Genomic DNA, 13,761 nt, shown 5'->3' with positions numbered 1-13,761 from the left:
ATGGAATGGAAGAAACATATTGTTGAGGACAGAGGCTTCACCGTCACTTCATTGATCGCTTTCCTTCTTTTATTAGTTGGCTTTTTTACAACTGTTTGGTTTGTGTTTCTAATAGCAGTTTTATATTTTGTGCTTTTTTATGCCAACAATCTTTATTTGAAAAATGTCGGTGAAGGGTTAAAACTTAATAATAAGAAAATCATTAACAGATACTTTATTGGGGAACGTGGAGAATGGCAGCTTATATTTGAAAATAGTGGTCTACCGATTATGCGAGGAGAGGTCAGAATTGTTTTTGATGATTGTTTAGCTCCTATAAAGGGAGATGTAGACAATGTGTTAGCCAATTACGAATTGACCATGCCTTTTTCCATCAATCGAGGAAATAAAAGAGAGATTCAAATCCCCTATGAAGCTAAAAAAAGAGGGGTTTCAAAGATTAGAAAGATTGAAATCACTCTGCCTCATTTCTTTGGCTTCGGTGAAACGATTTTAGAGTACAAACATTTTGTGAAGCAAGAAGTACTTGTATACCCTAAGACTATACCAATTAAAAATATTCAACATTTCTTATCGAAACAAAATGGCGAATCGGTTGTGAATCATTCCCTTTTTGAAGATTTGCTAGCGCCTTCTGGAACAAGGGATTATCTTTTTTCAGACAGCTTTAACCGGATTCACTGGAAGGCGAGTGCACGGAAGCAAACGTTACAAACTAAGGTATATAACCGTTTAGCGGAAAGAGGGTATCACTTATCATTAAATATTTCGGATGGGTATTCCATTACTAGTCAGTTAGAACCCTTATTAAGTAGCGCTGCAGAGTTAGCTTATTTTTCAATTAAAAATGATATTCCTTTCTCATTAAGTATTAATATGAGAGTTGCTGGTTCAACACCCTTTTATTATATACCTCAAGGAACGGGAAATAAGCATCTTCAAAAAGTGCTAGAAACCTTAGCCGTCATTGGTCAGCATTCTTATATTTATCCCTATGATAAAATGCTCTCCTTCTATAATAGACACTTATCTGTACAACCTTATTTTATCCACGGAGGAGTAAAGTCTGGTTCCTTCACTGATCAGATAATTCCTATTCGGAAAAAGGGAACATCCTTGTTACAGATTGAGCTGTTTGATCAATATGCCAATCTTCAGCCGCTCCACATAAAAGCAAGTGAAGGGGTGAGTTAGGAAGATGATTAGATTACTTAAAGTCACATATCTTCAAGGAATAGAGATTTTATTTGGGGGAGTTCTATTCGTTGTATTATTTTTTTCCATGCATAAGCCGGCTCCCTTGGCTGCGTATACGATTCTTACGTTCTTTGCTTCTCTATCGTTTACCTTGTTACTTCACAAGTTTAAAGAAAAAGGGAAGATTATATTTCTAGTGGTGATTCTACCCATATTTTTTAGCGTTGGTTTTTCTTTTTTACCGATATCACTATTGGTGCTTTTGGGAGTATTAATTTTTATAAGGACGCTCACACATTACAATGACCCTGAAAGGGAAAGCGAAGGAAAATGGATTTTAGTCACATTTGCTATGGGTGTCATCGGATTGTTATTTACGATTTCTTCTGGACATACATATAGCAACCAAATTCTGTTTTTATTATTGTTTCAGCTTGTATTTTCTATAACAGGTGGTTTTATCATTCGATTGCTCACAATAGAAACTGGTACAGAGGAAAAACAGGGTTATACTCGTTCGTTTATCTCAGTAATTGGGATCCTATCTATCATTTCTGTATTAATTGCTGGAGGCTTAAACATCTTTCGATGGATTTTTCTTAGAGTGTTTGAGGGCATTGCTTATTTTGTTGGAACCTTAGCTTCCCCATTGTTAATATGGGCAGATAATCTAGTAATTGAATATGAAGATGAAAAAACTCAGCAAGAAAATCAAATGGAACCTCTTCCTCAACAGGAGGCAGTAAGGGATACAACTACTTCTCTTATTGATCCTGCATATATCATTTCTGCTTTGTTTTTCATAGGACTCATTTTCCTATTCATTTATTTTTATAAGAAAAAGAAAGCGATTCATACAACAAGAACAACAAAAACTGACTCCTTTTATTCATCTACAGAGTCCGATATTTCTATCAACAAGTCATTTGGGTTTAGAGGGAAGCAAAAACCACCTTCACACCCTATTAGAAAAGAAATATTTGAATTTGAGAAATATGCTGACAAGCTAAAGCTTGGTCGAAAATATTACGAGTCTTTTGAAGACTGGATGACGAGACTTGGGTTAGAAAACTTTGAGAAGATTAATGATTCTTATGAAAAAGTCAGGTATGGTGGGGAAGAACACCTCCTAGCAGACGATGAGTTTAAACATGAAATTAAACTAAAGAAAAGAGAATTAAAGAACCTGCAAAAAGAGTTAATGGAAAACGGTGAAATAGAGAAGCCTATTAAAAGGTGGAAGGGAGTCTCTAAAGCCGAAAAAAGAGAGACTCTAAGGACTATCTTTAAAAATAGAGCAAACTAACCTGCTAGTTACAAGTTTAGATTTATTTTATAACAAGTCAGTGGAAAATCATGCATCCGAATGTTTCTGCATATATTTCATGTAAATATAAATGCGGAGGGATCGTATGAGACCTGAGATTGAGAAGGCGCTAAGGGTAAAGTGCTTGTCCCAAGATATTTTGGAAGTATTAATGGAGGACCAAACAACTTTTAATGAAACCGATTTAAGAAATGTAATTGAGATGTTGGCAAGGTCAGTAACAGATCTTGCCAATGTCTACACAGGCTTAGAGGAAGATCATTCGACAGCGCTAAAAGGAACCGTAGCAAAAATGAGAATTGGTTTCAATACACTACAATTTGGTAAGGTTAAACAAAGACTGGAAAATGAAAGCGTTTAACTAAAAAAAGTGTGAAAAATCCTTTAAATATAAGGGTTTTTCGTTGTCTTGAGGGTCCGAAAATGCTATTCTTTTTTCTGAGATGTCATGTGTCTGATGACTTGGTCAAAGTTGCTATGTGGCCCTTTTTACTGACTACATATATGTAGGGAATCATGTGAATTTCAACTGATTTAATTTAAACAACCTACATGAAAACACAATTAATGGAAAAATTAATAAAAAGGAACACGGTATCTTTAACTTAAATTAGTTGATTATATGAGTATGCAATAATAAGTTATTAGGCAACCAGAAATAAATTAACATCTTAATTGGGAATTCTTATTAGAAAAAGGAGTATGATTATTATGGTAGAAAAACAATTCAAAGTTATTGCTGATACAGGAATCCATGCTCGTCCAGCAACATTGTTAGTACAAGCTGCAGGTAAATTTGATTCTGATATTCACCTTGAATACAAGGAGAAAAAAGTGAATTTAAAATCAATTATGGGTGTAATGTCACTGGGTGTAGGCCAAGGTGCTGACATCAAGATTATTGCTGAAGGTAGCGATGAACAAGAAGCTCTTAAGAGTCTTGAAGAGACATTAACTAAAGAAGGGTTAGCTGAATAATGAATTTGCTAAACGGTATTGCAGCTTCAAGTGGAATAGCGATTGCTAAAGCATTTCGCTTAGTAGAGCCAAATTTATCTTTCGAAAAGAAAACTGTTTCTGACGTTGGTGCAGAAGTAGACCGTTTTCAGGCAGCGATTAACAAATCTAAATCTGAACTAGAAGCTATTAGGGATAAAGCAAAAGTGGAACTTGGCGAGGATAAGGCAGCTATTTTTGAAGCTCATCTTCTTGTTCTAAGTGACCCAGAATTACTAAATCCGATAGAAGACAATATTAAATCTTCTAGTGTAAATGCAGAATTCGCATTAAAAGAAACAGCAGACATGTTTATCACGATGTTCGAATCTATGGATAATGAATACATGAAAGAACGTGCAGCTGACATTCGTGATGTTACGAAGCGTGTACTTTCCCATCTTCTTGGAGTTCAATTAGCTAACCCAAGTATGATCTCTGAGGAAGTCGTTGTTATCGCTGAGGATTTAACTCCTTCTGATACAGCTCAACTTAATCGCCAATTTGTTAAAGGATTTACTACAGACATTGGTGGAAGAACGTCTCACTCAGCAATCATGGCGCGTTCCATGGAAATCCCTGCCGTTGTAGGAACAAAATCGGCAACAAAAGATATTAATACTGGGGATTTAGTTATTGTAGACGGTTTAAAAGGTGAAGTTCATATCAACCCAACAGAAGACATCGTTGAGAGATATAGAAATGAAAATGCTGCTTATGAGGCACAAAAAGCTGAGTGGGCTAAGCTTGTTAATGAGGAATCATTCACTGCTGATAACCATCATGTAGAACTTGCTGCTAATATTGGAACGCCTCAGGATTTAGAAGGCGTTATTAATAATGGTGGAGAAGGTGTTGGTCTATACCGTACGGAATTCTTATATATGGGAAGAGATCAGCTACCTACTGAGGAAGAGCAGTTTGAATCTTATAAAGCAGTTCTAGAAGGAATGAAAGGTAAGCCGGTCGTCGTTCGTACATTAGATATCGGTGGAGATAAAGAATTACCATATCTTAACCTACCAAAAGAAATGAATCCTTTCTTAGGCTTCCGTGCAATTCGTTTATGCTTAGAAGAGCAAGGAATGTTCAGAACTCAATTGCGTGCTTTACTAAGAGCAAGTACTTTTGGGAATTTAAAAATCATGTTCCCAATGATTGCAACGATTGATGAATTCCGTCAAGCAAAAGCTACGCTAGAAGAGGAAAAGCAGAAGCTTCTTCAAGAAGGAGTAGCAGTGTCTGACGATATTGAAATTGGAATCATGGTTGAGATTCCTTCCACAGCTGTTATCGCGGATCTTTTTGCAAAAGAAGTAGACTTTTTCAGTATTGGAACCAATGATTTGATTCAATATACAATGGCAGCAGACCGCATGAACGAAAGAGTCTCTTATCTATACCAACCATATAACCCAGCTATTCTTCGACTGGTAAAAATGGTCATTGATGCTGCTCATAAAGAAGGTAAATGGGCAGGTATGTGCGGAGAAATGGCAGGAGATGAAACAGCTATCCCTTTACTCATAGGATTAGGATTAGATGAGTTCTCCATGAGTGCTACATCCATTTTGAAAGCTCGTTCTCAAATTCGTCAATTAAACAAAGCGGATATGGAAAAGTTGGCTGCTGAAGTTCTTCAAATGAGAACAACTGAAGAAGTCATTCAAGCAGTTCAAGCGGCTACACAAATGTAAGTTTACATTTTTAAAAAAGGGGTATTAGTTTAATAACACTTAGGTTGGAAAGCTTAAGCTTATTCATTCCCCCCTTAAAAGATCAACTTTTATTAGTTGGTCTTTTTTTTTGTTAAATCTTTGTCGAAAAATATTTACAAACTTCTGATTTACAAAATCTTACTAACATTGTATTATTTAGTTAAATTTAATTACTCAATGTTGACTATTTAATATTGAGTGATATTAGGAGGTTATAAATATGTTTTATATTCAAGCAAAACAAATCGCCAAAAAGTATGGATCTCGATCGGTGGTTAAGGATGTTAATTTTAAAGTGGATAAAAATGAGAAAATAGCCGTCATAGGTCCTAATGGAGCCGGGAAAACAACTACATTAGAAATTCTAGTAGGATTAAGAAGTTATGATGAAGGAGAAGTTGTTCACTGGTCTAGTAGCTATAAGGAGCATATAGGAGTTCAATTACAATCAGTCCCTTTCTTTCCGGGACTAACAGCTTTAGAGAATTTGAGGCTATTTTCTGCGTTTTATAAGAAGAAATTAACGAAGGAAGAAGCTAGGGAATTACTTGTTAAGTGCCAAATAGTAGATGCAAAGGACACGGAAGCTTCTAAGCTTTCCGGTGGCCAACAAAAAAGATTAGCTATTGCAACAGCTCTTGTTCATGACCCAGAATTAGTATTTTTAGATGAGCCTACAGCTGCATTAGACCCAAGATCGAGAATATCTACCCACAACCTAATCAATCAACTTTTTTTAGAAGGAAAAACGATTGTTTTTACTACACATGACATGGACGAAGTAGTAAAGCTAGCTACAAGAGTAGTAATGATTGATGATGGAAGGGTGATAACAGAGGGGAATCCCGTTCAATTATGTAAAGAACACAGAGTAAACGATTTAGAGCAACTATACTTAAAACTGACAGACCATTCTTTTCATCCAATTGAATGCTAAATGGAAAAGCCATAACAGTTAGAAATGGGGCTTCGTCATATAAAAAGTAGATAAAAAAAGGAGAAATATGCATGATGTCAATTATATTTAGGTCTATGATTATTACATCTCTAAGAGATAAAATAACGCTGTTTTATTCACTCTTGTTTCCAATCGTTTTAATGGTCGGTTTAGGATTATATTTTGAGGGTGGAGATATGCCAATAAGAATAGTATCAGGAGTAACAGCAATCAGTACAATTTTTTGGGGAATGCAAGGAATTGCTTTTCAAGTTCATCTTCAAAGAAACAGAGGGGTATACAAACTATTAAAGCTAACTCCAATGCCAATTCTCTCATTTATTTTTATTATGACTTTAGCGAGAACTCTAATAGGTACGATTTTAAATATGCTAGTATGGGTTGGTGGGATTCTATTTCTTGGTATCGAAGTTGGGGCAGGAGCTATTTTTATTTCCGCGATCTTAATAGCAGTTGGATCCCTATGCTTTACAGCCATTGGCTTTTTAATTGCTAATCTTGCTCAAAATGAAGGACAAATCAATATGTATTCAAACCTTTTGCAATTGCCTATGATATTTATGAGTCAAGCTTTCTATCCTTTAACAAATGCTCCGCAATGGGTGAGTATTGTAGGTAAGCTCTTACCATTTGAGTATTACGTTCAAGGATTAAGAGGAACCTTAACTGAAAGTCATGGAGATCTTTTTCTAGCATTTTTAATCCCTTGCTTGTATTTAATTGGCTCGATGCTACTAGCTGTACCTACCTTCAAGTGGGATCCTCATGGGGTAAAAACTATAAACCGTGTAAAAAAATATTCAACATAAGAGGATTTACGTGATTGATCTTTTATGATAACATACTATTCAACATTGAGTATTTTATGTTGAGGAGATAACGTAATGACGCGACTAATGGTATTAGGAATACTTCGATCAAAATCTATGTCAGGATATGAGATTCAGCAGATTCTACAGGTAAGTGAGGCCGATCGATGGGCGGGTATCCTACCAGGATCTATCTACCATGCATTAAAAAAGATGGAAAAAGAAGAACTTGTTGAGGTCGACAAAGTGGAGCAAACAGGCCACCGAATAAAGGCTATTTATAAGATAACCTCTAAAGGAGAGGAAGAGTTTCAAAAGTTACTTTTACAATCACTAAAATCTTCCTCCGTTAGTTTGCCAAGTGAACTTTATACAGGACTTAGTTTCATTCATAGTGCTCTTAAAGAAGATGTACTTGAAGCCTTAAGAGCTCAGAAAGAACTACTGATCAAAGAATTAAGGAGGCATAAAGAGGGAATTGAGGTTAAAAGGAAGTATATGGAAGTAGATGCTATTACAGAGTTAACATTTGAGAATATTTATAAGCAATATGATATCCAAATTGAACTGATGGATTCACTGATAAATATATATGAAAAAAAATAAACGGGAGAAATTTAACGGGTTCGGTTTTGAGGTGCAAACAATATAATTAGCAGTATATTTAGAAGGCGAAATCGCATTGATTTCGTCTTTTTATTTTTGTTGTTATATTACCGTTTGTGGTGAATTGGATTATAAAATAGCACCATAATTGGCTTACTGTTTAATGGAATGACAATTTTTATTGTCACATGAAAAATTGGTGTTAATTCATACGTTAATATGATTGCTATTTTAGAAAGGAGAAAAAATTAAATTTCTGTTCGACTTTTAAAACGAAAAATGGCAAGAAGGAAATAGAAAAACACCAGCCCAACGTTTAGGTCTGACTGATAAAATTTTTACTTTTAAAGATATAATTTATATGCGTTAAACTATAAAAGGCAACTTCCAAATTAGTGGTTGTTGCCTTTTTGCACTTTAATAGACAAAAAACTAATAAAGTCCCTGCACATTTACTGCACGGTATTGTAACATTACAGACACAAAAACTTTAAGGTTTCTGCAAAAATACAGAGTAATATTTTTTGGTACAAAACAATATATTGGAGGTTATAAATATGAAAAAGTTTGCTATATTATCCATTTCTTTAGCAACAAGTATGTTTTTAGCAGCTTGTGGAAACACTTCAAATCAACAAAATCAAAAAGAAGTCGGTGCCCCTGTACAAAACGAACAAGTAGACGCTAACTCTTCTTTTTACTTCACAGCAAACGAGGGGAGTATTTCGAAGATTGATGCTTTAACAAACAAAGTTATCGAAACATTTAAAGTCAAAGGAACTGTACACAATGTACAAATTTCGCCTGATGATAAGATTATTGGTGCTACTATTGTACCTTCAGGAACACATGAGGAACATGAAGAAAATTCCGAGGAAGAAACCCATGCTGACCACGGTTCCAATGATGAAAGTCACGATACAAAGGGAGAAACTAATGAAGATACTTCTCACGGTGAACACGGTACAAGCGAAGAAAATAATGATGGTAAAGCAGCCTTTTATGATGCTGAAACAAATGAATTGATTGAAGAAGTAGAAGTAGGTTCACATCCTGCACATATTGTCTTCACAGAAAATAATCAATATGCACTTGTAACGAATAACGGAGATAATAATGTATCTGTTATTGACATGAAAACTTATAAAGTTATTCACACAATTGCAACAGGTAATGGACCACATGGTTTTAGGATTTCATCAGATAGTAAATTCGCATATATAGCAAATATGAATGAAAACACCGTTAGTGTCATTGATTTAGAAGAAATGAAAGAAACGAAAAAAATAGTAGTAGGTAATGTACCAGTTACAACAGGAGTTACAACAGATGGAAAAACTCTTGTTACAACTTTAAATAGCGAAAATTTGCTATCTATCGTTGACATTGCTACTGAAAAAGTAGAAAAGGTTGCTGTTGGTGAAGGTCCAGCTCAAGTTTATATTCAATCCGATGATAAATTTGTGTGGGTTGCAAACCAAGGAACTTCTGAAAATCCATCAAATAGTATTACCAAAGTGGATTTAGAAAACAAAAAAGTTGTCGCTACGATCGAAGTAGGTAAAGGTGCTCACGGTATTGTGACGAGCGAAGATAATAAATTCGTATATGTGACAAATATGTATGACAATACAGTTAGTGTTATTGATAATGACAAGAATGAAGTAATTGCCACTTTAAATGTTGGCGAAATGCCAAATGGTATAACCATTCAATAAACAATAAAACTTACTAATTATAAAGTTAAAAGCGTGGTCATTTGACCACGCTTTGTGTTATTTTCATTGTTGAGTTTGCACCTCAAAACCGAACCCGTTAGGAGAAATTATACCCGTTTATTTTTTATGTTAGCGAAATTGTTAAGAACTATAATCTATTTTTAAATGGATTCTTCCATTCCATTAATAGGCCATAATTTAAGGATTCCTCGTCCTCTAAATAATTTTCTACTGGTATAACAGGTGTTCTCCCGCAACGTAATAAGAAAGTAATAACAGGGTCTCGAAGTTCCCCCTTCATTAATCGGTCTACATATTCCCCAGCAGATAAATCCTTTGCATGCAGATGATAACCAGGCATTCTTCCTCCGCCTAGTAAACGGTCTAAGTCTAAGGAAACAACCGTTTCGTACATAGATTGCATAAGCCATTTACCGAGTCCTAACTTCCTATATGGCGGACTAACACAAATGTCTACTACATAAAGTGTATTTCCTTTATCGTCATGTTTTCTTATGTATCCATCATCTGTGATATCAGACCAGGTATGGTTAGGATGCTCAGGATTATGGTTAACGATCAAACCCGTCATGGATCCACATACTTTGCCTTCTACCTCGATACAAATGGCTCCTTCTGGAAAGAGGGTGATATGGTTTGTTAATTGTTCGTTATTCCAGAGGAGTTCAGACGGGAAAGGAGGCGGGAAAGCTTCGCGTTGAATCCTTATAAGCTCATTGAAATCTTCTTTGTGGTAATTTCTAATTACTGCCTTTTTCGGTTTATCACCATCAAATACGTAAATCTCCTTATGTAAGGCCATTCTGTTACCCTCCGTTCATCGTTTTCTTTGATTGTAAAATGATTAGCATGGATGGTCAAACAATTCATCCTCCACCATTAGAAGAATGCCCATATCAGTCTAAAGAATGAAGTAAATACCTTCCATGGATTGTTATGGAAAAACAAAATTTTTCCTAAAATAAAGATACAAAGTCAAGTTAAAGAAAGGAAGATGAAAGATGATTGCTTTGGTAATTAGCTTTCTATTTCATGATAGATACTTAGAGATTAAAGACAAACAAAGAAATGAAATTTATGAAATTCAAAGTTCATTCACAAACAGAGTTCTGCGCTAACGCTTGCCCCTAGTAAGGTTTTTTAAATAAAGAACGGGGTATAGAGTCAATAAAACTATTCTACTCCGTCAGTTCAATAAGGATCTCAGTCTAAAGGCTGAAAAAAGTACCATCTAATGATTGTTCATATAAGTATACATTTTTTCTAAAATAAGGATATGACAAAGAAGGGAAGATGAAAAATGGTTGGATTGGTTGTAAGTTTTTTATTTCATGATAGATACAAGGAAATTAAAGATAAACAAAGAAATGAAGTTTATACGATTCAAAGCTCATTTACAAATAAAGTTTTACGATAATATTGCCCCTCGGTTACAAATTTATATAAATTGATGGTTCCTATGAAAAAAGGAACCATTTTTAATTTTTGTAACTGTAATTGAAATAACAGTACACCAAAAAGAAAAAACCGGAATCTGCCTAATTATGGTTTAGGCATTCCCGGTGGATAGTAATAAGGAGGAACTTTAATCCAACTTCGCTTTCTCATTAAGTCTTTAAGTGAAGTGCCAAATTTCATTTTCTCAATCATGCATTGCATGAATAGTGCCCCAACATCATTTCTTATACTTTGGCTTGCCGATGCCGCACAATGCATGACAGCTGCAACTGTTTTTATACTTAAACCGTTTGTGATTTCATCATCTGTTAGTTTTGTTCCCAATGGTACTCCGTTAGGGTTTGAATCAGGGCGTTGTTCACTTGTACGAGGTAAATGAATTCCTTCTTTCTTCATAAATTCCTTAAACCTTTGCCCTTGTGTATCACATTGAGATAAGCTTTCTTTTAATATTTTGATGACGTCATCATCCGTTGTTGTATTTAAACCAATTTGAATATATATGGTTGCTTCATCCATTAAGGTTAAATACAACCAGCAACTCATAACCTCTCCGACGTGAAGCGGGTTTTTTGGTTCATGATCTAAATTCATTTGCAAATAATCCTTTAGAACTTCGAACATACTCGTCATGAAAAATCCTCCTTCTCAATATATTTTTTTCCATAAGCTAAGGGAGAATACATTGAAATGAAAAAGTAATATAGAAATTGATATTCAGATTCTATTTGTGATTTTCTGAAGCTCTTTAAGGTATTAATTAAGAATTTTCTGTATAATATTAGTACAGTTCTTTCATAGGAGGTTTTAAAAAATGGAATATAATTTAAATGGAAAAACAGCATTAGTAGTTGCATCTAGCCAAGGGTTAGGAAGGGCCATTGCGGAGGGGTTATTAAAAGAAGGAGCAAATGTCGTCATTTCAGGTAGAGATGAGGACAAATTAAAAAAGGTGCACGAAGAGCTTACGGCATTAGGTAAGGGGAATGTGTCATACATAACGGCTGATATTACGAATCGAAGTGACATAACTAATTTAGTGAATGGTACTGTTCATACATACGGGTCCATAGATATACTTATAAATAATGCGGGTGGTCCACCAGCGGGTACTTTTGAATCAATTACAGAGGAGCAGTGGCAACAAGCGTTTGAACTTAACCTCTTATCCTATATCCGATTAATTAAGGAATCGCTCCCATACTTGAAAAAGCAAGGCGGAAAAATCATTAATATCGCTTCTTCTTCGATTAAAGAACCAATTCCAGGGCTAATTTTATCAAATACCTTTAGAACGGGCATCATTGGCCTCTCAAAGACAATTGCCCAAGAGCTTGCTGATTATGGTATTTTAGTTAATACCGTTGCTCCGGGAAGAATTGCAACTGACAGGGTAAAGCATCTAGACAGCATAAATGCTGAGAAGCAAGGTATTACGAGACAAGAAGTAGAAGAAAAGGTAAAAGCAACAATCCCGCTTAAGCGATATGGTACACCTGAGGAATTTGCTAACGTAGTTGTCTTTTTAGCTTCAGATGCTAATGCGTATATGACTGGTAGTGCATTTTTAGTCGATGGTGGTATGGTGAAATCAATTTAGTTTCCATCAAATGAAAGTTAGAAAGCTTGGCACTCGCCAAGCTTTTTAATTTTTTCCTATTTTTACGTTTAATGGTTTAGAAAAACGGATATGGTAGCAGTAGGGGGGATTGTAGACATGCTGTTTCATATTCTAAAAAAGTCTATAGTATTTGTTTTTCTTTTTTCACTTACTGGTTGCGGTATAGGATCAGAACAATCTATTATAAACCAGCATGCCGGAGCCATTTTAACAAAGAATAATGAACTTCAATTTCAATTTAAGATTAATGAGAAAATGTTTACAGATGAAAAAATGTATAAGGTAAGGCTAATCATACATAATGAGAAACTAGCTTCTGCACTGGGGTCAACAGAAATCATATACGGCGAGGATTTTGTTCACAATGGAGAATATATTGAAGTGAACAAGGATAAGGCAGATTTGTTCTTTATGAATCCAATTCCATTAAAAAAAGATTTACATACGTTTGAATTAAAAAAGATGATTACAAATGAAGAATCCATCTCTGTTGAGGTTTTTAATGACCAAGAGGTTATAGGAAGAGGATTTTTAACGAATTTTGCTTCACAACTTTAAATGAACAAAAAGCTGATCCAAATTAGAGATATTTTGGCTCAGCTTTTTTTATTTGGTGAACTTTGAATCCTATTTGTTCACAGAAGACCTACATCATAAAATTATCCAAATAGTAAAAATAATGATAAAATTATATCAAACTAATCCTTTTTTAAACCACCTAAAAGGTAATTTGATAGATTTAAAGATGGAGGGATTTCTTTGGCATATAGAAATGGAAAATTAACGCTAAGACCTGTTACTGAAGATGACCTCCCACGTTTATGGGAACTAACGTATAAAGAGGAGTCGCCGGAATGGAAGAAGTGGGATGCACCATATTTTGAGCATAAAGCTTTGTCGTACGAAGAATATTTGTCTAAAAGTGATCAATTCATTAATCAGGATGATTTTTGGGCCATTTTAATAAACGATAAACTAATCGGAACAGTAAGTTACTACTGGGAGCATAAACCATCCAATTGGTTAGAAATGGGGATTGGTATTTATGATCCCCAATATTGGAGTGGGGGATATGGTACTCGTGCATTGAGTCTATGGATCACTCATTTATTTCAAACTTTGCCATTAGTCAGAGTAGGATTCACGACATGGTCAGGTAACTTCCGTATGGTAAAGGTTGGCGAAAAGCTTGGAATGACTATGGAAGCTAGATTGAGGAAATGTCGCTTTTACAATGGCGAATATTATGATTCCATTAGGATGGGATTGTTAAGGGAAGAATGGGAAGAGTTTAACAAGAAATCTAAGCTATAAAGGATTAATTTTCAAATT

At 34.9% G+C, this 13,761-nt stretch carries 14 protein-coding genes; 12 read left to right on the top strand and 2 right to left on the bottom strand.

Translation table 11 applies throughout. The annotated features are described in order from the left end of the window. From ACFYKX_RS23570 to ACFYKX_RS23530, 9 genes are all read left to right on the top strand, one after another. Positions 1-1,194 (top strand): DUF58 domain-containing protein, encoded by a 1,194-nt coding sequence (locus tag ACFYKX_RS23570; protein WP_389364169.1) that lies wholly within the window; start codon positions 1-3, stop codon positions 1,192-1,194. Positions 1,195-1,198: 4 nt separating this feature from the next. Further along, positions 1,199-2,503: a hypothetical protein gene (locus tag ACFYKX_RS23565; RefSeq protein WP_389364167.1), complete on the top strand. Its 1,305-nt coding sequence runs from the start codon at positions 1,199-1,201 to the stop codon at positions 2,501-2,503. A gap of 106 nt (positions 2,504-2,609) precedes the next feature. Further along, the gene (locus ACFYKX_RS23560; protein ID WP_389364165.1) at positions 2,610-2,885 is read left to right on the top strand and encodes a hypothetical protein; all 276 of its coding nucleotides are present in this window, start codon (positions 2,610-2,612) and stop codon (positions 2,883-2,885) included. A gap of 350 nt (positions 2,886-3,235) precedes the next feature. Further along, complete coding sequence (locus tag ACFYKX_RS23555) at positions 3,236-3,502, top strand: phosphocarrier protein HPr (protein WP_389364295.1); 267 nt, start codon at positions 3,236-3,238, stop codon at positions 3,500-3,502. Further along, positions 3,502-5,217, top strand: coding sequence for a phosphoenolpyruvate--protein phosphotransferase (gene ptsP / locus ACFYKX_RS23550; RefSeq protein WP_389364163.1), 1,716 nt, complete (start codon positions 3,502-3,504; stop codon positions 5,215-5,217). The genes ACFYKX_RS23555 and ptsP overlap by 1 nt, the downstream gene beginning before the upstream one ends. 241 nt (positions 5,218-5,458) lie before the next feature. Further along, a complete protein-coding gene (locus tag ACFYKX_RS23545) occupies positions 5,459-6,175 on the top strand; it encodes an ABC transporter ATP-binding protein (RefSeq protein ID WP_389364161.1) in 717 nt (238 codons plus the stop codon). A 71-nt stretch (positions 6,176-6,246) separates the two neighbouring features. After that, complete coding sequence (locus ACFYKX_RS23540; protein WP_389364159.1) at positions 6,247-7,005, top strand: ABC transporter permease; 759 nt, start codon at positions 6,247-6,249, stop codon at positions 7,003-7,005. A gap of 75 nt (positions 7,006-7,080) precedes the next feature. Then, complete coding sequence (locus tag ACFYKX_RS23535) at positions 7,081-7,611, top strand: PadR family transcriptional regulator (RefSeq protein ID WP_389364158.1); 531 nt, start codon at positions 7,081-7,083, stop codon at positions 7,609-7,611. Between the two features lie 557 nt (positions 7,612-8,168). Then, positions 8,169-9,329, top strand: coding sequence for a YVTN family beta-propeller repeat protein (locus tag ACFYKX_RS23530; protein ID WP_389364156.1), 1,161 nt, complete (start codon positions 8,169-8,171; stop codon positions 9,327-9,329). Between the two features lie 148 nt (positions 9,330-9,477). Here the strand turns inward: ACFYKX_RS23530 and ACFYKX_RS23525 are convergent, their stop codons facing one another. Together ACFYKX_RS23525 and ACFYKX_RS23520 are read right to left on the bottom strand one after the other, a co-directional pair. Next, complete coding sequence (locus ACFYKX_RS23525; RefSeq protein WP_389364154.1) at positions 9,478-10,152, bottom strand: GNAT family N-acetyltransferase; 675 nt, start codon at positions 10,150-10,152, stop codon at positions 9,478-9,480. Between the two features lie 740 nt (positions 10,153-10,892). Then, on the bottom strand, positions 10,893-11,441 hold the full coding sequence (locus ACFYKX_RS23520) for a DUF3231 family protein (RefSeq protein WP_389364152.1): 549 nt from the start codon (positions 11,439-11,441) through the stop codon (positions 10,893-10,895). A 181-nt stretch (positions 11,442-11,622) separates the two neighbouring features. On the opposite strand from ACFYKX_RS23520, the gene ACFYKX_RS23515 reads away from it, so the two are divergent. The 3 genes from ACFYKX_RS23515 to ACFYKX_RS23505 all read left to right on the top strand — a co-directional run bounded on the left by ACFYKX_RS23515 (position 11,623) and on the right by ACFYKX_RS23505 (position 13,743). Beyond that, on the top strand, positions 11,623-12,408 hold the full coding sequence (locus ACFYKX_RS23515) for an SDR family oxidoreductase (RefSeq protein ID WP_389364150.1): 786 nt from the start codon (positions 11,623-11,625) through the stop codon (positions 12,406-12,408). Between the two features lie 117 nt (positions 12,409-12,525). Continuing rightward, a complete protein-coding gene (locus ACFYKX_RS23510) occupies positions 12,526-12,987 on the top strand; it encodes a hypothetical protein (protein ID WP_389364149.1) in 462 nt (153 codons plus the stop codon). Between the two features lie 201 nt (positions 12,988-13,188). Further along, entirely contained in the window at positions 13,189-13,743 is a 555-nt protein-coding gene (locus ACFYKX_RS23505) for a GNAT family N-acetyltransferase (RefSeq protein ID WP_389364147.1), read from the top strand. Positions 13,744-13,761 lie beyond the last annotated feature (18 nt).

Origin of the sequence: Cytobacillus spartinae (assembly GCF_042865285.1) — a bacterium.
GTDB classification, from domain to species: Bacteria; Bacillota; Bacilli; order Bacillales; family Cytobacillaceae; genus Robertmurraya_A; species Robertmurraya_A spartinae.
Note: the sequence above shows the minus strand (reverse complement) of the source record. Positions and strands in the feature narration are given on the sequence as shown.

What these genes read in the sequence shown, in the direction of transcription:
- ACFYKX_RS23570 (WP_389364169.1), top strand. Translation starts at nt 1, where the DNA reads ATGGAATGGAAGAAACATATTGTTGAGGACAGAGGCTTCACCGTCACT.
- ACFYKX_RS23565 (WP_389364167.1), top strand. Translation starts at nt 1,199, where the DNA reads ATGATTAGATTACTTAAAGTCACATATCTTCAAGGAATAGAGATTTTA.
- ACFYKX_RS23560 (WP_389364165.1), top strand. Translation starts at nt 2,610, where the DNA reads ATGAGACCTGAGATTGAGAAGGCGCTAAGGGTAAAGTGCTTGTCCCAA.
- ACFYKX_RS23555 (WP_389364295.1), top strand. Translation starts at nt 3,236, where the DNA reads ATGGTAGAAAAACAATTCAAAGTTATTGCTGATACAGGAATCCATGCT.
- ptsP (WP_389364163.1), top strand. Translation starts at nt 3,502, where the DNA reads ATGAATTTGCTAAACGGTATTGCAGCTTCAAGTGGAATAGCGATTGCT.
- ACFYKX_RS23545 (WP_389364161.1), top strand. Translation starts at nt 5,459, where the DNA reads ATGTTTTATATTCAAGCAAAACAAATCGCCAAAAAGTATGGATCTCGA.
- ACFYKX_RS23540 (WP_389364159.1), top strand. Translation starts at nt 6,247, where the DNA reads ATGATGTCAATTATATTTAGGTCTATGATTATTACATCTCTAAGAGAT.
- ACFYKX_RS23535 (WP_389364158.1), top strand. Translation starts at nt 7,081, where the DNA reads ATGACGCGACTAATGGTATTAGGAATACTTCGATCAAAATCTATGTCA.
- ACFYKX_RS23530 (WP_389364156.1), top strand. Translation starts at nt 8,169, where the DNA reads ATGAAAAAGTTTGCTATATTATCCATTTCTTTAGCAACAAGTATGTTT.
- ACFYKX_RS23525 (WP_389364154.1), bottom strand. Translation starts at nt 10,152, where the DNA reads ATGGCCTTACATAAGGAGATTTACGTATTTGATGGTGATAAACCGAAA.
- ACFYKX_RS23520 (WP_389364152.1), bottom strand. Translation starts at nt 11,441, where the DNA reads ATGACGAGTATGTTCGAAGTTCTAAAGGATTATTTGCAAATGAATTTA.
- ACFYKX_RS23515 (WP_389364150.1), top strand. Translation starts at nt 11,623, where the DNA reads ATGGAATATAATTTAAATGGAAAAACAGCATTAGTAGTTGCATCTAGC.
- ACFYKX_RS23510 (WP_389364149.1), top strand. Translation starts at nt 12,526, where the DNA reads ATGCTGTTTCATATTCTAAAAAAGTCTATAGTATTTGTTTTTCTTTTT.